The 19,286-nt window shown below is 39.0% G+C and carries 19 protein-coding genes; 16 read left to right on the plus strand and 3 right to left on the minus strand.

Features of this window, described 5'->3' with window-relative positions; all coding sequences use genetic code 11:
- Window positions 1-51: 51 nt before the first annotated feature.
- From SD450_RS03055 to SD450_RS03085, 7 genes are all read left to right on the plus strand, one after another.
- Window positions 52-1,749, plus strand: coding sequence for a DUF6044 family protein (locus SD450_RS03055; RefSeq protein WP_318343168.1), 1,698 nt, complete (start codon window positions 52-54; stop codon window positions 1,747-1,749).
- A 13-nt stretch (window positions 1,750-1,762) separates the two neighbouring features.
- Window positions 1,763-3,337 carry an aldolase catalytic domain-containing protein gene (locus SD450_RS03060; protein WP_318343169.1) on the plus strand — a complete coding sequence of 525 codons (1,575 nt, stop codon included), beginning with the start codon at window positions 1,763-1,765 and terminating at the stop codon, window positions 3,335-3,337.
- The gene (locus SD450_RS03065; protein ID WP_318343170.1) at window positions 3,337-4,074 is read left to right on the plus strand and encodes a 3-deoxy-manno-octulosonate cytidylyltransferase; all 738 of its coding nucleotides are present in this window, start codon (window positions 3,337-3,339) and stop codon (window positions 4,072-4,074) included. The genes SD450_RS03060 and SD450_RS03065 overlap by 1 nt, the downstream gene beginning before the upstream one ends.
- Entirely contained in the window at window positions 4,071-4,673 is a 603-nt protein-coding gene (locus SD450_RS03070) for an HAD family hydrolase (RefSeq protein WP_318343171.1), read from the plus strand. The genes SD450_RS03065 and SD450_RS03070 overlap by 4 nt, the downstream gene beginning before the upstream one ends.
- Window positions 4,674-4,770: 97 nt before the next feature.
- A complete protein-coding gene (locus tag SD450_RS03075; RefSeq protein WP_318343172.1) occupies window positions 4,771-6,189 on the plus strand; it encodes a polysaccharide biosynthesis protein in 1,419 nt (472 codons plus the stop codon).
- 13 nt (window positions 6,190-6,202) lie between these two features.
- Entirely contained in the window at window positions 6,203-7,231 is a 1,029-nt protein-coding gene (locus SD450_RS03080; RefSeq protein ID WP_318343173.1) for a polysialyltransferase family glycosyltransferase, read from the plus strand.
- A 17-nt stretch (window positions 7,232-7,248) separates the two neighbouring features.
- Window positions 7,249-8,475: a hypothetical protein gene (locus SD450_RS03085; protein ID WP_318343174.1), complete on the plus strand. Its 1,227-nt coding sequence runs from the start codon at window positions 7,249-7,251 to the stop codon at window positions 8,473-8,475.
- A 98-nt stretch (window positions 8,476-8,573) separates the two neighbouring features.
- Here SD450_RS03085 and SD450_RS03090 read toward each other — a convergent pair whose 3' ends face one another.
- Window positions 8,574-8,813: a hypothetical protein gene (locus SD450_RS03090; RefSeq protein WP_318343175.1), complete on the minus strand. Its 240-nt coding sequence runs from the start codon at window positions 8,811-8,813 to the stop codon at window positions 8,574-8,576.
- Between the two features lie 151 nt (window positions 8,814-8,964).
- On the opposite strand from SD450_RS03090, the gene SD450_RS03095 reads away from it, so the two are divergent.
- The 6 genes from SD450_RS03095 (at window position 8,965) to purD (ending at window position 15,580) form a co-directional block, all read left to right on the plus strand.
- Window positions 8,965-9,780, plus strand: a complete 816-nt coding sequence (locus SD450_RS03095) for an O-antigen ligase family protein (protein WP_318343176.1) — start codon at window positions 8,965-8,967, stop codon at window positions 9,778-9,780.
- A gap of 448 nt (window positions 9,781-10,228) precedes the next feature.
- A complete protein-coding gene (locus SD450_RS03100; RefSeq protein WP_318343536.1) occupies window positions 10,229-11,050 on the plus strand; it encodes an O-antigen ligase family protein in 822 nt (273 codons plus the stop codon).
- Window positions 11,034-11,732 carry a WecB/TagA/CpsF family glycosyltransferase gene (locus tag SD450_RS03105; RefSeq protein WP_318343177.1) on the plus strand — a complete coding sequence of 233 codons (699 nt, stop codon included), beginning with the start codon at window positions 11,034-11,036 and terminating at the stop codon, window positions 11,730-11,732. Before SD450_RS03100 ends, SD450_RS03105 begins: the two co-directional genes overlap by 17 nt.
- 5 nt (window positions 11,733-11,737) lie before the next feature.
- Window positions 11,738-13,090: an undecaprenyl-phosphate glucose phosphotransferase gene (locus tag SD450_RS03110; protein WP_318343178.1), complete on the plus strand. Its 1,353-nt coding sequence runs from the start codon at window positions 11,738-11,740 to the stop codon at window positions 13,088-13,090.
- Window positions 13,091-13,096: 6 nt separating this feature from the next.
- Window positions 13,097-14,068, plus strand: coding sequence for a UDP-glucuronic acid decarboxylase family protein (locus SD450_RS03115; RefSeq protein ID WP_318343179.1), 972 nt, complete (start codon window positions 13,097-13,099; stop codon window positions 14,066-14,068).
- A 240-nt stretch (window positions 14,069-14,308) separates the two neighbouring features.
- On the plus strand, window positions 14,309-15,580 hold the full coding sequence (purD, locus tag SD450_RS03120) for a phosphoribosylamine--glycine ligase (protein ID WP_318343180.1): 1,272 nt from the start codon (window positions 14,309-14,311) through the stop codon (window positions 15,578-15,580).
- Here the strand turns inward: purD and SD450_RS03125 are convergent.
- Window positions 15,575-15,796 carry a DUF6341 family protein gene (locus SD450_RS03125; RefSeq protein ID WP_318343181.1) on the minus strand — a complete coding sequence of 74 codons (222 nt, stop codon included), beginning with the start codon at window positions 15,794-15,796 and terminating at the stop codon, window positions 15,575-15,577. The genes purD and SD450_RS03125 overlap by 6 nt on opposite strands.
- A 39-nt stretch (window positions 15,797-15,835) precedes the next feature.
- Between SD450_RS03125 and SD450_RS03130 the strand changes: the two genes are divergently transcribed.
- From SD450_RS03130 to SD450_RS03140, 3 genes are read left to right on the plus strand one after another with little or no spacing between them, the layout of a single operon-like run.
- Window positions 15,836-16,768 carry a DUF6427 family protein gene (locus SD450_RS03130; protein WP_318343182.1) on the plus strand — a complete coding sequence of 311 codons (933 nt, stop codon included), beginning with the start codon at window positions 15,836-15,838 and terminating at the stop codon, window positions 16,766-16,768.
- A gap of 36 nt (window positions 16,769-16,804) precedes the next feature.
- Complete coding sequence (locus tag SD450_RS03135) at window positions 16,805-17,410, plus strand: DUF4254 domain-containing protein (RefSeq protein WP_318343183.1); 606 nt, start codon at window positions 16,805-16,807, stop codon at window positions 17,408-17,410.
- Complete coding sequence (locus SD450_RS03140; protein ID WP_404828219.1) at window positions 17,394-18,443, plus strand: glycosyltransferase family 9 protein; 1,050 nt, start codon at window positions 17,394-17,396, stop codon at window positions 18,441-18,443. Before SD450_RS03135 ends, SD450_RS03140 begins: the two co-directional genes overlap by 17 nt.
- Here the strand turns inward: SD450_RS03140 and SD450_RS03145 are convergent.
- Complete coding sequence (locus SD450_RS03145; protein ID WP_318343184.1) at window positions 18,440-19,057, minus strand: TetR/AcrR family transcriptional regulator; 618 nt, start codon at window positions 19,055-19,057, stop codon at window positions 18,440-18,442. The two genes, SD450_RS03140 and SD450_RS03145, sit on opposite strands and share 4 nt — an antisense overlap.
- Between the last annotated feature and the right edge of the window lie 229 nt (window positions 19,058-19,286).

Genomic DNA, 19,286 nt, shown 5'->3' on the forward strand with positions numbered 1-19,286 from the left:
CTATTTTTCCACATAGTGAAAAACAGCACATAATACTTATACAAATGATCAATGGCTATTAAAAAAGAATACAAATGGTATTTTTTGGGCCTGGTAATTATTGTGCTCTATTTTCTACCCTTTTTGATTCTTGGGGAGGAATCGATCATCTTCATTCATGACAATCTGGAAATATCTTTCATACAAAGGATAATTTTAGCCAGAAATGGACTTCCTTTTTCCCCAACGTTTTTGATTGAAGAAGTCATGAATGGATTGCCAAGGGCTTACTATCCATCTTCGTTAAGCCTCATTAATGTTTTTTTTTATGTGTTACCTCCTTTCGAGGCTTATATTTTCAACGAGTTTTTTGTTAGGCTAATAGGATATACCGGAATGTATTTGTTGCTTGACGAACACCTAATAAAGGACGGGGCCTACAAAAAGTATATCGTTATAATCGGAGGAATCTCATTTGCTTTCATACAATTCTATTCCATTCAAGGGTTGACCATAGCTGGACAACCTCTACTAGCCTATGCCTTTTTAAATCTCTTAAAAGAAAAGAAAAGTCAACTGAGTTATACCCTAATCTGTTTTTATGCCTTTTACAGCTATTTCGTTTATTCCACAATCTTTATTTTGTTCATGTTGTTGCTCTATATGGCATATATCCATATAAAGACGAAAAAAATCCCCAAAACATATTTGAAGGGGCTTCTTCTTTTGTGTATTGTCTCATTATTGGTCGAATATAATTTGGTAATACAGCTTTTGAATAATAAATACATTAGCAATAGAAGCGATTTTGTAGTTCCAATTTTATCCATAACTGAAATTAAAAACCTAGTTTACGGCAAGTATATCACACCATATCATTCAGGTGCTTTTGATCCAATATGGGCAATATTAACTTTTTGCTTGGCAATCATTATATGCAATAGGACACCCAAAAAAACACAAGTTATTTTGTTCTCAATATTGACAGTCTTCTGTTCAATTTTTGTTGCAACGTATATAAAGCAATTTGCTGTTTCTATTGGATTTGAATTTGTCAAAGGGGTAGATGTTACTAGGTTTTCGTTTCTTCTACCGTTTTTTTGGACCATTTTGTTGGTGGTATCGTTGTCCCGTGTCGTGGGTAATAAGTATATCAGGGGTATCATTCCCATCATATTATTTTTGCATTTGAGTGGAATATTGAAGGGAAGTGCACAGACCGATCATTACCTGCCTAACTGGAAGAAGATACTGGGCCGAGAACAAAAAAGTACAGTGACGCCAGAATTAAATTACAGTTCATTTTTTGCCCCAGATTTATTTGATGATATAGGGGGGTTCATAGGCAAGGATAAAAGCTCGTATAGGATAGTAAGTGTGGGGATAAATCCTTGTATTGCCCAATATAATGGCTTTTATACGTTGGACAGTTATGAAAATTCATATCCACTTGAATATAAGAGGGATTTTAGAAGGATAATAGGCAAAGAAATCCATAAAGCGGGGAAGATTGAAAAATACTACGACAATTGGGGGTGCAGATGCTATATTTTGCCGGTGGAATTGGATAGAAGGTATATTTTTGACAAAAACTCCAAAAAAGAGATAATGCATTTGGACATAAATGTCGATGAACTGAAAAAAATGAAAGGGGAATATGTAATTTCTTCGGTTAGGATCGCAAATGCAGAAAGCAATCAAATGAAGCTGGAAAAAATATTTGAAAACAACACGTCCTATTGGAAAATATTTTTATATAGCTTAAAATAGACATTCAGGTCTGTTGAAGAAATTAATGTACAATAAAATGATGGAACGGAAAAAAATTAAAATATTGGATTGCACCATTCGGGATGGGGGGTACTACACCAATTGGGATTTTGACAAAGAATTGATTAAGGATTATTGTGAATCAATGGAAGAACTGCCCATTGATTATGTTGAGATTGGTTATAGAAGCATACCCTTAGAGGGGTATTTGGGAGAATATTTTTATTGCCCTGAATATCTCATCAAAGAACTGAAAGAGAGACTTCCTTCAAAAAAGTTGTGCATAATATTAGATGAGAAAAACATCAGGAAAAATCATATAAAAAAGCTTTTGACGCCTTGCGTTCCTTACATAAACATGGTTCGGATGGCCATAGACCCTAAAAACATAGAACGGGCTTTGTTGCTGGCAAAGGAAGTAAAAAAGATGGGGTTCAAGGTGGCGTTCAATGTAATGTACATGTCCAAGTGGAAAGAGGACAATACTTTTTTGGATAAGCTGAAAGGCGCAGATAGTGTCATGGATTATTTTTATATGGTTGATTCTTTTGGGGGCATGCTTCCGGAAGACATAAAGGAAACGATAAAGCTGGTAAAGTCAAAAATCAATGTTCCATTGGGCTTTCATGGGCACAATAATTTAGAAGCTGCATTCATTAATACTTTGACAGCCATGGAAGAAGGATGTGATATTGTTGACGCCACCATTACAGGCATGGGAAGGGGTGCAGGCAATTTGAGAACAGAACTGTTGCTTACTTATCTGGAAAGTCAAAATCTATTGAAGATTAAGTTTAGCAAGCTCAGTAATGTGGTTGGATCTTTTGAAACACTGAAAAGCATATACCGCTGGGGGACCAATTTGCCCTATATGTTTTCTGGAGCCTTTTCTTTACCACAAAAACAAGTTATGGAATGGGTCGGCATGAACAGATATCCAATAGGGAATATCATTAATGCATTGAACAATCAAAAAGATTCATGCGAAGACAACATGAAGTTGCCTGTTTTTGAGAATGAAAGTAAATTCAAAACGGCAATCATGCTAGGAGGGGGAAAATCCGCTAAGAACCACAGTAAGGCAATAATGAAACTTGCTGAAAGTGAAGAAAACATATGCTTAATTCATGCCGGGGCCAGAAATATTCACACGTATTTAGGATTAAAAAAGGTTGATCAATATTGCGCTTTGGCTGGCTTTGAAACCGAAAAACTTTTGAAATCCATTGATGACCCTTCCCTGTTGGACCACACATATGTGTATCCTCCCTTTCCAAGGGAAATGGGAACATTAATACCAGAGGAGATCAAAAAGGGGGCTAAAGAGCTGAAGGCAATAGAATTCACTACAAAATCAAAGGACTCTCCTATGGCTTTGGGTTTTCAGATTGCACTTAATCTAGGAGCGAAGAAAGTTTTATTGGCAGGGTTTGATGGATATGATATTACCATAGACCAAACCCAATTTGCTTTGGCCCAAGAGAATCAAAATATAATAAATGATGCTGTGAAGTGTCTTGAGGTTATGTCGATTACTCCAACTAAGTACAAAAAACTGAATACAATTTCAATTTATAGTTTGGTATAATGAAAATAGTTGGTGTAATTCCGGCAAGATATAAGTCTTCACGTTTTCCAGGAAAACCATTGGTGGAAATTGCAGGTATTCCATTGGTGATCAGAGTGGCCCAGATTGTTGAAAAAGCCTTGGGTAGAGAAAACACTTATGTGGCTACGGATGATGAAAGGATAAGGAAGTTGGTTGACAGTTACGGCTATAATGCCATAATGACCTCAGAGAATTGTCTAACCGGGACGGACCGTGTATATGACTTTGCTGGGCAAGTCAAGGCAGACATCTATATAAATGTACAAGGAGATGAGCCAATGATTGATTTCAAAGACATCCTTAAGATAGCAGAAGTTAAAAAAAACAATTTCAACTATGTTGTCAACGGTATGGCTTTTATTGAGCCCAATGAGGATCCACAAAATATAAATATTCCAAAAGTGGTGGTCAATTGCCATGACCAATTGATATACATGTCCAGACTGGCCATTCCTGGTCAGAAAACGAACAGTTCAAAACCTAAGTACAGAAAACAAGTATGTATTTATGGCTTTAGTTTTAAGGATCTTGAATCATATGGAAAAATGACCGAAAAGGCAATTTATGAAAACCATGAGGATATTGAGATCTTGCGCTTCTTTGATTTGGGAATACCCATAAAAATGGTGGAAACTTCAGGAAGCACTTTGGCAGTGGATGTCCCCGATGATGTTTTAAAAGTAGAGAAAGAGATTCTAAAAAACAGAAATCAATGATCAAAAACATTTTGTGGGACTTTGATGGGGTTATTCTCGATTCAATGAAAATAAGAGACTTTGGGTTTAGGGAAATATTTAAGAGTTTCCCCAAATTACAGGTTGAGGAATTGATTAAGTTTCATAGGGATAATGGAGGGCTGTCACGTTATGTTAAGATTAGATACTTCTATGAAGATATTCTGAACCAAGCCATTTCAGAAGAAAAAGTAAATGCATATGCCAATAACTTTTCGGTCTTGATGAGAGAAAAATTAACGGAGAAACACAATCTTATTGAAGACAGCATGAATTTTATTAAGGATAATTATGAAAGATATAATTTCCATATTGTTTCAGGCTCTGACCAGAATGAATTAAGGTTTTTATGTGATGAGCTGGACATCTCTGTTTTTTTTGATTCGATACATGGTTCTCCCACACCTAAAAAAGAACTGGTCAAGCATGTACTTGAAACCGAAGGGTACACAGATGACGAGACATGTTTGATAGGAGATTCAAAGAATGATTACGATGCAGCAAAAGCAAACCAGATACATTTTGTAGCATATAACAATGACTCGCTTAATGTATTTAATACAAGACCCCCTTTTTATTAGCTAGACTAAAGCCTAATCAAATTTTTGAGAATCTAAAGGAAAAGTAATTTAATGGTTGTTCAAATACTCATGGGGCAATCTATACAATAAGTTGGGCATGATTAAATTTCTAATCCGTTTATGGAATTCCCCAACATTGACCACTTGGGCAAGTCTTGTGGTTATCTCAACAAATACAATTGTTGTACTACCAATGGTATTGGTGAAATTCTCGAGCATTGAAACTAAAATATATTTGATTCTGATTACTATAGGTCAGCTTAAGAATATTTTTGATTTCGGTTTAAAAGAAAATCTGTCAAGATTGTTTTCCTACGCAAACGCTGGAGTAAACAATTTGAATGTGCTCCCTATGGAAAGTGAAGACAACAAGTCAAACATAGACCTTTTGTCCACACTCTTTACAAGAGCTCAAGTCTACTACAAGTACATTTTTGGCCTATCGTTATTGTTCATTTCTCTATTGACCTATTTTAGCTTAAGGGGAAGCATAGAAAATGAAATGAGTTTTTGGTATGCCTGTATAGCAATGACGGTAGGATCTTCCTTTTTTTTGTACAGTAATCTGTACCTCTCTTTCTTGATTGGAATGAACAAAGTGGCCTTGGTAAAAAAATGGGAAGTTTTGTTGAAAGGACTCTCGTCAGCTTCTTTGATTGTAGTAATGTTTGTAAGACCAACTTTACTGAATTTTATGCTGGTAATGAACGCTTGGATACTAATCAATTTTTTTAATTATTATTTTTTGTCAAAGAGATTCAGGGTCAAAAAAGGCCAAAACAAAGCAATGTCCAACAACGAGATTGACAAAGTGGTTTTTAGCTTAGCATGGAAATCTTTCATTTCAGGCCTGGCAGGCACGGGCACCCAACAAGGCCTGAATATTCTTATTGCCAATATTGTCCCTATTGATATGGCAAATTCCTATTTGTTGACTGACAAGATTTTCGGTCAACTAAAAGAAATTTCCCGGGCCCCTTTTTATTCTAAAATACCCCAATTTGCAAAACTTCGCGGAAAGGGCCAGATTTCAACCATGGTCAAAAAGGTAAGATTCTCCATGATGTTTTCATATGTTGTCATAATCATCGGGCTTATAGGCCTTTTGTTTTTGGGAAATGTGTTGTTGGACCTGATAGAATCAAAAGTGAAGCTTGTAAATAGGGATACTTTTTATTTGATGTCCATATTTTTGCTTATTGAAAGATTTACGGCAATGCATACTCAGCTGTATACTTTTATGAACAATGCCATTATTGGATATTTTCGGCTTATTACCATAGGCCTTGTTACTATTTTATTGGTATATCTGCTTTTCCCTTATTTTTCGATAAAGGCATTGCCTTTGGCAAGTGTTTTTGCTTATTTGTTGCTCTTAAGTCCGTATGTGTCAAGAAAGAACTATAGTACTATGGCGCAATCTTTTTATTCCTTTGAAAAGAAATTGTTCATTCCGGTTCTGATCCTATTCTCCGTATTAATTTTTTTATATGAACTATTTATTTCACATACATAGCAATATAAATTTATTGACAGCAATCCTGGTCGTTGAAAATATGGGGATGGACAAGAGCAAAGTACTATTTATCTTGAATAGGGGAGTTTTGACCGATTTTGAGGTTAGCTCCGTTGAATTGCCCCCAGAAGTATATTACCATCAATTCAATACATTAAAAACCCTTCCCAGGCTCAAATTTTTGGCCAACAAAAAAATGTTGTCTGTTATCGATGACATAATAGATCGGCACGTAGACCACTCCTTTACATATTTTTGCCCCAATTCAAGAGCTCCCCTGTACAGGGCCTTTATTTCAAGCCCTAAATGTGTGGAAGTGAATTATATTGAAGATGGAATGGATGCCTATTTGTCCAAAGAAGAACTTTTAAAAAAGTTCAAGGTCCCTATCCCGGTATATTTAAAGTGTGCTGATGCCATGTTCAAAGCACTGCCCTTTTTTTATGGAAACCGGTTAAATTATGTTGGAGATAGGTTTCTGCCAGATTTAAAAGGAAAAACTTCTAAGGTATTTTGCCTAACGGAAACAGCTTTTAAAAACCAAGAAAACAACAATAGAATAGTTTTAAGTCCAAAAAAGGATGGCCATTACTCAAAAGTAAATCTGATCTCTACCAATATATTTGTGTTTGATGCGGTGAAAAATCAAAATGTAGTGCCTGAAAAAATCCTCTATGATTTTGTGTCGTGGTTTTGCACAGATTATTTTAAAGAGAAAAAGATAGCCATTAAGTTTCATCCTTTTCAGGACAAAAATGAAACCGACATTATTCTTAAAATATTTGATGACCATAAAATTGAAGCAGAGATAATACCTAAGGACATTGTGCTAGAAGCAGCTTTTTTCAACAACAGAGAACTCAAAGTTTATGGAATAGGCTCATCACTTTTGGTGTACGCTGCTCTTTTTGGCGTTAAAAGCGTCCATGTGCTCTATCCTTTTTTTGAATATATGGCCAAGTTTAAATCACCTAGACTAGATATATGGAATGATGTTTTTCTAAAAAGGAACGATATTTATGTTCTAAAAAGGAAGTTTTAAAGATAAATTGAGGTCAGTTGAAAAGAAAGAAGGTCTTATTTGTTCCTCAGAATGGAGAGCATCTATTAAATATGAATCCGGTAATTGAAATTCTTGAAAGAAAGGGCATGGATTGTCATTATTTGGACACGAATCCTATTTTCTTTCAAGACTTGGAATACCCTGGAAACATTAAGGTCTTGCATCCTTTTAAGAAAAATATACTGTCAAAATCGTTTTATAACATCTCTCATTTGAAGAGGGTTAGACTGATATTCGGGTTAAAGGACCTAGCAGCCAAGATTGTACTTGGCTATGATCTTGTTGTAGTGGGCAACGACGGATCTTTGCAAAGGCAACTAATGTATTATGCAAAAAGGAAGAATAAGCCATGTGCCATGATTCTGGATGGGCTAATTAATCCTCCCATACCATTTGGGCTTGGTGATATCTTGAAAAGATCAAAAAATAAGCTTAAGGATTTATCTGAATATTTTCGAAAGGCAACCGTGCTGTTAATTTCAAAATCTCTTTCACGAACCATGTTTAGCCCATATTTTCCGAGTATTATCGGTTGTGGAAATTTAGATCACATCTATACAATTGGAAAATATTCGAAGGATGAGATTATAGGATATGCCCCAAAAAGGACAAAGGTTTTTGATTCAGGGTTACCAAGAATGGCAGTCTATATCCAAGATAAAGAAGCATCTTTTTCGGTTAATGAGCCTTTATCCATTTGCTTTATCACTTCTGCTTATAAATGGCATGGCCTATCTTCATATCATAAATATCAGATAAATGACATTCTTCTGATTAAAAAGTGTCTACAAGAAATGTATCCCGATCAAAATATCCCTCTTTATGTCAAACTGCATCCAAGGGAGGATGTTGGAGATTATTCACTGTTAAAAAAAATCGATGGTATTTTTCTTGTCAAAAAGGAATCCTTTGTCGATTCCATTTATAAGTATAGAGTTTTATTGAGCAATTTGTCAACCTGTATTGTTGAAGGCCTTCAGCTCGGTGTTGAAGTGGCTTCTTTAATGATTAATTTTCCTTATTGGAAGGTCAAAAAAGGGTTTCTTAAGAGTAATCATGTTGTCAAGCTTTTTTCAGAAGAAGATTTAAAAGAGTACCTGGACGAGAAGCTTAAATCTCCAAAAGTGTTTTATAGAGAGGCACAGGAGAATGATTTCTTATCGAGCAATACAATGTTTTCAAAAGACATTATTGCAAGACACCTATTATCTCTTTTGAATTGATCGGAGCGTTGTCTATGCAACCGGATTTTTAAACTAATGGAAATGAAAGTTAAAAAACTGACACTTGTTTTATTCTTGATCTCTATTAGTACCATAACTTATTTCATAGATGGGATTTTCATAAAGGGCTCTCTTCCTTTTAATTTTGCACAGACTATGAATATCATCTGTGTTTTTTTAATCTTTTTGATATCATTTTTTGGTTTGCTGCAAAGGCCCATTGTGATAAATTTTCTGCCCTTGAACATTTTCATTGTATTAATCATTTTTATTTCCCTTATAGGCTTTTTGTTCAACTCCCCAATTGAGGTGATTCCCAGTTTTTTGAGGTTTTTCATGTATTTTTTGGTAGCGCTTTTGACCTATAACTATATCTTGGGTAATGGCCTTGAAAGTTTTGACAGAAAATTGAAGCAGTTCACCCTTATTCTTTTTTTTATAGCAATTTTTTTTGGTTTCTATGAGGTTATCTTCCTTAATATAAGGTTTATGAATGGTGCTTTTCGGTTTTCAGGCTCTTTTTTAGGCCATCCACTTGCAAATGCCATGTTTTTGGGAATAACCATGATTTTGTGGTTAGAATATTACGTTGCGCCCCAAAGGAACATATGGGGTCTTATTGGATTGGCGCTTTTGTTCTATTTGTTTTTGAACACTCATTCTAGAATGCCGTTGGCTTTCCTTTTTCTATCTTTTTTTGCATACTACTTCCTCAAAGAAAAAAGAGCAGTTAAATTCTTGAAATCTTTGACCTTGATCGCATTTATTTTCATAGGATTATATTTACTGATTACCAGAACTGAGATATCACCCCGTCTGAAAAAATTAGCAGTGTCTGAAAATGCATTTAAAGATCCTTCCACCAACACCAGGCTTTTGATAATTGAAAATTCAATTTCAGGAATGACGGATGCGGAGAAACTCTTCGGGATAGGAATAGGAGGGTTTAACAATTTTTATGCGGAAATTACGGATAAGGATGGTGTTGCGGCACATAATAATTTTTTGTTGTTTTTTGTTGAAGGGGGAATTATAGGATTGTTGCTTTTTTTGCTTTATCAAATGGCTTTGTTTTTTTCACTGTTCAGGTTTATTAGAAAACCTCCACTAATACAAGGACAAAGGGTCAATCATCGGAGACTGGTTTATGTTTCGGTTTTTTTATTTGAAATATGCTCTTTTTTACTGAACAACTATTATTTTTTTACTTCCCAGACCATTGTTTTCTTGTTGTTGGGTCTAATGATGTATTTGGAATTGAATAGTTTTAAAAAGAAAAATTCAAATAATATAAATGGTTCTTAAAAAAATTTTATGGACTAAAAGGCAGAGCATAGTAAGTCTTATCGATAAATTGACATTCTGGTGCTTTTTGGGCATAGCAATTACTTACCCTTTAGCTATTAACCTTAACAGCATTTTTATTATTCTGGTCGTTGGGTTATCACTGCTTAAATACTACATGACAAAAGAATTGTCCTTCACTAAATTGCATGGGGCTTTCATTTTGTTTTTTTTGAGCAGATTTGTGTCGTTGCTATATACTGATGATATAGAAAGCGGTATTAAAATTATGATGAGATCGATGTCTCTGGTCGCTTTTCCAATAATAATGATGATGCAAAAGAAAGCCTTGCCCAGTAAGGTCAAGTTTACGAAGTTTCTTTTCTGGTCGACTACGTTTGCGTGTTTATATTGTCTATACCATAATTTTTCTTTTTTTATGGATCGAGACATTCCCTTTAAATTGTGGATGGACTGGAAATACAATCATTACCATTTAAGCAGATATCTTGAATTTGGGCCAAACTATTTTTCTTTATTGATAATTTTTAATTTGATCGGAGTCTATTTCTTCAGAAAAAAGTTATCCATCTGGTATTTTCTTGGATCATTGATTCAGGTTATTTTTATGATTTTACTGAGTTCCAGGGGAATGCTGGGGTTCTTATTTTTAACCCTGATAATAATTGCCCTTTATAAAGCATACAAGATGTTCAAATTATTTGGCGTCGTATGCTCACTAATACTCTCGGTCTTACTCTTTTATGGTGTATATAGCTCAGTGCCAGTTTTTAGACAACGTTTTGTTAAAACATACAAAGAATTGGTTTCCAATGACATGGAACAAAATCAAGTCGGTGGGATCGTGACTAGGAAACAGAAGTTCAAAGCAAGCATGCAGATAATTGAAAATAATATTTTTTTTGGAGTTGGTATTGGTGATGTTCGAAATCAACTTACGGTTCAATTTAAAAGAAATAATTTTGTTGAAGGTGTCAACAAATGGTATGATGCGCATAACCAATATTTAGAAAGCTTTATGGCTTCTGGGATAATCGGGATATTATGTTTTTTGTTGATATTCATTTTATGGTTCACGAAGGGTATTGAGCGGAAGGATTATTATCTATTGATCATATTGGCCTTGTTTACTTTCTATGGATTATTGGAGTCTTATATTGAGACGCATAAAGGAATAGTATTGTTTTCTTTGGTTTTCACCTATTATTTCTTCAAAGAAGAAGAAATTAAAAAAGACAACCTAATAACTATAGATGGACAAACTAATTGATTTAATTAAAAAAACAAATACTGAGGCATATAAACAATTGGGCCTTCACACATTTATTAATCCATTCTCATACTTAAAAATCCGCAAAAGAGGGCTGTTAGAGAGTTTTGACTTTATTTATGTGGATGGTATCTTCCTTGTAAAAATCTTGAGATTAGTTGGCATAAAGGTTAATAGGAATAGTTTTGACATGACTTCTTTGGCGCCAAAAGTATTTTCTGATTCTACAAAAAACAGCAAGAACATATATTTCATAGGTTCGACTGAGAATGCCATTGCAAGATTTGCTAAAGTAATTGGTTCAGGTTTTCCGGAAATGTTAATCGCAGGAAACAGGAATGGTTATTTTATTAATGAGGGGGAAAGAGAGGAAGTGATACAGAATATTGTTTCTTTGAATCCGGACGTCGTTATTGTTGGAATGGGAACCCCTTTTCAGGAGAAATTTTTGATTGACTTGAAAAAAGGCGGTTGGAGAGGAAAGGGCTTTACCTGTGGTGGATTTATTCATCAAACTGCTAAAGGACTAAACTATTATCCGAAGTTTTATAATGAGTACAATCTCAGATGGCTTTATCGAATCATAGATGAGCCTAAACTCATTAAGAGATATTTATTATTTTATCCTCTATCCATTTGTTTGTTTACTTTTGACTTCATTAGGTGCAAGCTTACTCGATAGATGATATGTTTTTCAGACAACACAGGTATTCAAATTTAATAACGCCCATTTCATATGTGGTTGATTTGGTGGTCTTGAACATTTTCCTCTATTTGTTACCTATCAATTTCCAAACCCCTTTATTGATCCATGCATATATTACGATTGCTTGGATAGTGATCTCCACAAAAAACGAGTTTTATATCATATACAGGTTCTCTAAGGTAACATACATAATCAGGTTGATATTTGTACAGTTTGTTTTTCTGTTCCTAACACTTTATGCCTTCATTGGCTTTTTCAAACAACCAATAATAAGCAGACTTGCCCTTGGAGAATATTTTGTGATTGTTTTTTTGGTCATTTCCGTAGTTAAGCTTCTGAGTTATTTACTCCTGATGGAGTATCGAGAAAGAATAAAGGGAAACTTAAGGAATGTTGTAATTGTGGGCAAAAACAAAAAAACAGACCAGTTACGCAATGTTTTTAAAGAAAGAACAGAGTTTGGATATAATTTTCTTAAGCAATTCTCTCCCAAATCCCTTGACTTTGAAATACAGGATTGTTTTGATTATATCCTGGAAAATAACATCGATGAAATTTACTGTTCGGTTTCCGAACTTAAAAATGATGAGTTGACCAAGTTCATCAATTTTGCCGATAATAATCTAAAAACACTCAAATTTATACCGGACAACAAGAACATCTTTTCCAAAAAGCTCAAGTTTGAATATTATGACTATATCCCGGTGCTCTCACTCCGAGATATACCCCTTGACAATCCTATAAATGCATTTTTAAAAAGAAGTTGTGACGTAATTTTCTCCCTGATTATCATATTGGGGCTCCTTTCATGGTTAACCCCCATCTTAGCAATTTTGATCACCCTGGAATCCAAAGGCCCAGTTTTTTTCAGGCAGACCAGGAACGGTATAGATAACAGGGAATTTTACTGCTATAAGTTTCGCTCCATGGTCCCCAATAAAAATGCGGACGCTGTGCAGGCAACTAAGAATGATATGCGGATTACAAAAATTGGAAAGTTCATTCGAAAAACGAGTATAGATGAACTGCCACAATTTTATAATGTGTTGTTTGGAACGATGTCAGTGGTTGGTCCACGCCCACATATGGTGAAACACACCAACGAATATGCTACAAGTGTGGACAAATATATGGTTCGTCACTTTGTAAAACCCGGAATCACCGGATTGGCTCAGGTAAGGGGATATCGTGGGGAAATTGAGACGGATACAGACATTCAAAATCGAATCAAATTTGATATTTTTTATATTGAAAACTGGTCCATGTTCCTTGACTTTAAAATAATAGTCCAAACAGTTTTAAATGCCTTTAAAGGAGAGGCCAAGGCATATTAAGTACATATGAAAAAAACCCTTATCACCGGAGCGGCAGGCTTCCTCGGTTCCCATCTTTGCGATCGGTTCATCGCTGAGGGGCACCATGTCATTGGCATGGACAACCTCATCACGGGCGACTTAAGGAACATAGAGCACCTGTTCCACTTGGATCGGTTCGATTTTTACCACCATGACGTGTCCAAGTTTGTGCACGTGCCCGGAAAAATGGACTATATCCTCCACTTTGCCTCACCCGCAAGCCCAATAGACTATTTAAAAATCCCGATTGAAACCCTCAAGGTAGGTTCTTTGGGCACACTCAACCTTTTGGGGCTGGCAAGGGACCACAAGGCCCGTGTCTTGGTGGCCTCCACTTCCGAGGTGTACGGAGATCCCTTGGTACACCCCCAAAATGAAGATTATTACGGCAACGTGAGCCCGATCGGACCCAGGGGAGTATATGATGAGGCCAAACGCTTTATGGAATCCATCACCATGGCCTACCACAGGCACCATGGACTGGATACCCGCATTATCCGGATTTTCAACACCTACGGTTCCCGGATGCGATTGAACGATGGTCGTGTGGTGCCCGCCTTCATGGGTCAGGCGTTACGTGGTGAAGATTTAACAGTTTTTGGCGACGGCTCCCAAACCCGTTCCTTTACCTATATCGATGATCAGATTGAGGGAATCTATCGCTTGTTGATGAGCGATTATGTGGAACCCATCAACATAGGCAACCCGGATGAGACCACCATCCTTGAATTTGCTGAGGAGATCATCAAACTTACGGGAACGGACCAGAAGATTGTCTATAAGCCATTGCCGCAGGACGATCCCCTGCAACGGCAGCCCGACATCACACGGGCCAAAGAAATTTTGGGATGGGAACCCAAGGTGCACCGCTCCGAAGGGCTCAAAAAAGTATATGATTACTTCAAATCCCTTCCACACGACCAACTCTGGGAAGCCCACAGGGATTTTTTGCCCTAAAGGCAAATCAATCAAATCGGGGTCATTTCGAAATGAGGAATGAAGTGACGATTCAGGAATCACTGACTTATCCTTCAATTTTCCCGTATTTGTTTGAAGTGCCGACTGTTTCAGCAATACATTGGTGGAGATTAGTGAAATTCGTGTCAAACGGCTTACCATTTTGTTTGTTCCCTTGAAAAAACCACTTTCTCCCTCAATTCAATTTGAATTGGGTTATTTTTGCCAAAACATCGATTCATGAACATTCTGGTCCTGGGATCTGGCGGAAGGGAACACGCCTTGGCCCTTAAAATCTCACAAAGCCCCAAAACAGCAAAACTTTTTGTAGCCCCTGGTAACGCAGGTACAGCCGAAATCGCCACCAACGTTGAGGTAGGGGTGAACGATTTTGCCGCTATAAAACAGCTGGTGCTCAAAGAGCAAATCGATTTGGTGGTAGTGGGCCCGGAAGACCCCTTGGTAAACGGGGTGCACGATTTTTTCCTGAACGATTCCGAAATAAAGGATGTTCCCGTAATCGGACCACAGAAAGCAGCTGCCGCCCTCGAGGGGAGCAAGGAGTTTGCCAAGGAGTTCATGATGCGGCACCAAATCCCCACGGCTGCCTATGAAAGTTTCACGTCGGATTCAGTGGAAGCGGGCTATGCCTTTCTGGAAACTCTGAAGCCACCCTATGTGCTCAAAGCGGATGGATTGGCCGCGGGCAAAGGCGTGCTGATCCTTCAAGACTTGGACGAAGCAAAGGCCGAATTGAAGTCGATGCTGTTGGACTCCAAATTCGGTTCAGCCAGTGCCACAGTGGTGATCGAAGAGTTCTTGGATGGTATCGAATTGAGCTGTTTTGTATTGACGGACGGCTCCAACTATAAGATTTTGCCCACCGCGAAGGACTACAAACGAATCGGAGAGGGCGACACCGGCCTCAACACAGGCGGTATGGGGGCCATTTCCCCGGTTCCTTTTGCGGATTCCGCTTTTATGGATATGGTGGAGGCCAGAATCGTAAAACCGACGGTAGAGGGTCTTAAAAAGGATAATCTGCCCTATGTCGGGTTCATCTTCATCGGCTTGATCAAAGTGAAGGGGGAACCCAAAGTGATCGAATACAACGTGAGGATGGGCGATCCTGAGACCGAAGTGGTGATCCCAAGGCTAAAGAGCGACTTGGTCGAGGTACTTTTGGCCATGGCCAACGGCTCGTTGGACCAGATAGATTTACAAATCGATGAAAGGGCCGCCACAACGGTAATGGCGGTTTCCGGGGGATATCCCGAAGCCTACGAAAAAGGGAAACAGATCACTGGGGCTGAAAATGTGGAAGGCTCCATCGTGTTCCATGCAGGGACTAAGCTGTCCGATGGAAAAGTGGTCACCAACGGCGGACGCGTCATTGCGGTCACGTCCTTTGGAAAGGATTTTAAGGATGCGTTGCACAAATCCTATCAAAACATGGAAAAAATCCATTTTGATGGGATGTACTATCGAAAAGACCTGGGATTCGATCTATAGATAAGAGTGTGAGCTGATGCTCTTATCCTCCTCGTTGTTGTCGTTAAAAATCTTCAACTGTTTCATCCAATAGACCATGGCCACAAAGCCGATGATGGAAAAAATCCAGTTGATGGTGTTGGAACCCCACCAGCTCTCCATAAAACGGAAGAAATCCAAAGGGGCAAAAAGGTAGTTTACAAATAAGTCCTCAATACCGTAAAAAAACTTGCTCATCTTGGCTATATTTACGCTACAAAAGTAGCAAAAGAAAGGATGATTTCAAGCTTTTTCGGAAAAACAAAGCCCATAAACTACATTGTCCTTGCCATCTTTTTGTTCCTTTTTTATTTCAGCAATGTTTTTTTGGGGCTGGGCGACCAAAAGATCAACGATGTCATCCCCATCGAACTGCTGACCTTTGTGGTACTGCTTTTAGGCATTTTCATCATCAATCAGATGGTGAGGACCGAAAAGATAACCGACTTCAACTCCTACACCATCCTCTTTTTTGTACTCTTGGTGACCGCTTTTTCGGAGAACCTGCAATTGAAAAATGCCATTTTCACCAACTTTTTCTTGCTGTTGGCCCTATGGCGCCTGTTGTCCATCAAATCCATAAGGAACGTAAAGCACAAAATTTTTGACGCATCACTTTTGATAGCCGTGGCGAGCCTTTTCTACGATTGGGCCCTTGTTTTTTTGCTGCTGGTCTTCGTGGTCATCAATTTGTATGACCGGAAAACATTCAAGAACTGGTTGGTGCCCTTTGTGGGGGTGGCCACCATCTTTATCCTGACCTTCACCATTTTGAAGCTGAACGATTCCTTGGACTTTTTCCGGGAACACTATCAGTTTTCGTTGGGGATTTTCAAAACGGATTCTTTTTTTGAGGTGCTGAACGTCAAGGCCCTGATCTATATCCTTTTTGCGTTGGCAGTGGCCTTTGTGGTCTTCCTGAGATTGCGGAACGTGGGCGGTGGCAAGCTGCTGCAGCTCCGCGTCATTTTTTTGGCCTTTGTCCTGGGCGTGGCCATAACGTTGCTTACCCCAGCGGACGAATCGCCCGTGCTGATCACCTTTTTTCCCGCCTCCGTCTTTATGGCCAATTATTTTGAGGCAATCAAAAAGGCCAAACACCGAGAGTCCATACTCATCATCTGCACGGTTTTGTCCCTCTTGCTTTTTGCGCTCCAGATGAATCATTAATCCATAAAGCAATATCTTTGCCCAAAATGATGCATCATGTTCAGTGATTTTGCCTTTGGGATCTTCCAGAAAAGTATTGACACCTACCACATAAAGGACGACGTATATCAGGAATTTGTGAACCCTTATCCAAAGGATAAGATAGAACACCTGCTGTACCGAAAAAATTGGATTGACACCGTGCAGTGGCATTACGAGGACATCATCCGTGACCCGGAGATCGACCCTGTGGATGCGTTGGACCTGAAACGCAAAATAGACGCCAGCAATCAGGACCGGACCGATTTGGTGGAGTATATCGACAGCTATTTTTTGAACAAATACCAATCGGTACGACCCAAAGAAACGGCCACCATCAATACCGAAAGTCCCGCTTGGGCCATTGATAGGCTTTCCATTTTGGCCCTGAAGATCTATCACATGCAGGAAGAAGTGAACCGGACCGATGCTTCACCGGAACACATCCAAAAATGTGCGGACAAGCTGGCGGTGCTGTTGGAGCAGAAAAAGGACCTTTCCGCTGCCATTGACCAATTATTGGCCGATATCGAAACGGGCAACAAGTACATGAAGGTCTATAAACAGATGAAAATGTACAACGACGAGGAACTCAACCCAGTGCTCCGTGGACAAAAAGGGTAACATCACCCGGATTTTGTTGATTCGCTTGTCGGCCATGGGCGATGTGGCCATGACGGTTCCGATCATCAATGGACTGACCCAAAAATATCCCCAACTCCAGATCACCGTGCTCACCAAAAAACCTTTCATGCCCATTTTTGAAGGTTTGGAAAGGGTCAACGTGCTGGAGGCCGATGTGAAAAAACGCCATAAGGGGCTGATGGGCCTCTGGCGGCTTTACCAAGAATTGAAACCGTTGCAGTTCGATGCCGTGGCCGACCTCCACAATGTCTTACGGAGCAGGATACTCAAAAAATACTTTGCTTTGGAAGGTATCCCTTTTGTGCAGATCGACAAGGGCAGAAAGGAAAAAAAGGCATTGACCCGGAGCCGGAACAAGATTTTCCAACCGTTGAGGGCCACGCACGAACGTTATGCCGATGTCATGGCTCGATTGGGTTTTCCCATCGACCTGCCCGAAGCCAAACCCTTAGCGCGATTGCCACTTTCAGAAAAAGTATTGGGCTTGGCGGCACAGGACACCAAAAAATGGGTTGGCGTGGCCCCATTTGCGGCCCATGAGGGAAAAATGTACCCTTTGTCGCTCATGGAAAAGGTGATTTCGAAACTCAATAATACCAACAAGTATAAAATATTGTTGTTCGGGGGAGGGGCCCAAGAAGTCGCTGCGTTGGAAAACATAGCGGCGGTCCATGAAAACGCGCTCTGCATGGCAGGCAAACTGACCCTTTCGGAGGAATTGGAGCTGATTTCCAATTTGGATGCCATGCTGTCCATGGACAGTGGCAATGCCCATTTGGCGGCCAATTATGGCATTCCCGTGGTCACCCTTTGGGGGGTCACCCATCCTTTTGCGGGCTTCTATCCCTTTGCCCAGCCCATAGAAAATGCACTGTTGGCGGACAGGGAGCAATATCCCTTGATCCCCACTTCGGTGTATGGAAACAAAATGCCCAAGGGCTACGAGTCGGTCATGGAAACCATTCCGCCACAACGCGTAGTGGACAAACTGTTAACGATTTTGGAAGCTTAGGCCGCTACGTGGTGCGCGGCAATGGAGTTAAAGTATTGCTTCAACTGTTGGATGTACTGGTACTTCAACTGCTTGTTGGAACTGTCCATCAGCAAGGACCGCATGCCTAGATAGGAGGCAATGACATAGGTGGCGACTCCTTCACAGTCCACATGTCGGGCAATATGGCCGTCCAACTTCCCTTTTTTCAATACCGAGACCAAATTGACCTCCCAAACATTGAGGATTTCCTTGAGCTGTCCGCTGATCTCTTCGTTCCGTTTGTTGAACTCGGTCAAAAAATCGTTCAGCATGAACCCATAGGCCATTTCGTTCTTCTTGCCGGGGTCCAAGGCACTCTCCAAACTCTCGATAATAACCGGCAAGGGATTTTCGTTGGTGTTGAGGGGCTCTATCAGCAAGGCATATACCTTTTGCACGATAAGGTTCTGTACAATGTTGATGAAATAGTCCTCCTTCGATTTGAAATGATGGTAAAAAGCACCCTTGGAGAGGGAGAGCTCGTTCAGAATATCGTCCAGACTGGTGTTGTAATAGCCTTTGGCGTGGAAGATCTCGAGGCCTTTTCCACAGAGGCGGTGCATGGTTTCTCGTCGTTTGAGGGTCATTTCCATAAGACTTGGGTTTGGACCGTTGGGTCTGTAGCAAATATTCCACGGAAAGTGTCCAACCCAAAGAATTAAGGACGTAGCGGCATGAAAAATCGGTAAAATGTTGGAAGATCGACCAACTACTGCCCAACCCCAAAAATAAACCGACCCACAAGTCGGTTCAAGGGATGTTTTTTTGGACAAAAAGAAGCTTAAATTATAGCCATACAAAGAGAAATCATTTTCAGAACTG

Source organism: Flagellimonas baculiformis, assembly GCF_033441575.1.
In the GTDB taxonomy this organism is placed as follows: Bacteria; Bacteroidota; Bacteroidia; order Flavobacteriales; family Flavobacteriaceae; genus Flagellimonas; species Flagellimonas baculiformis.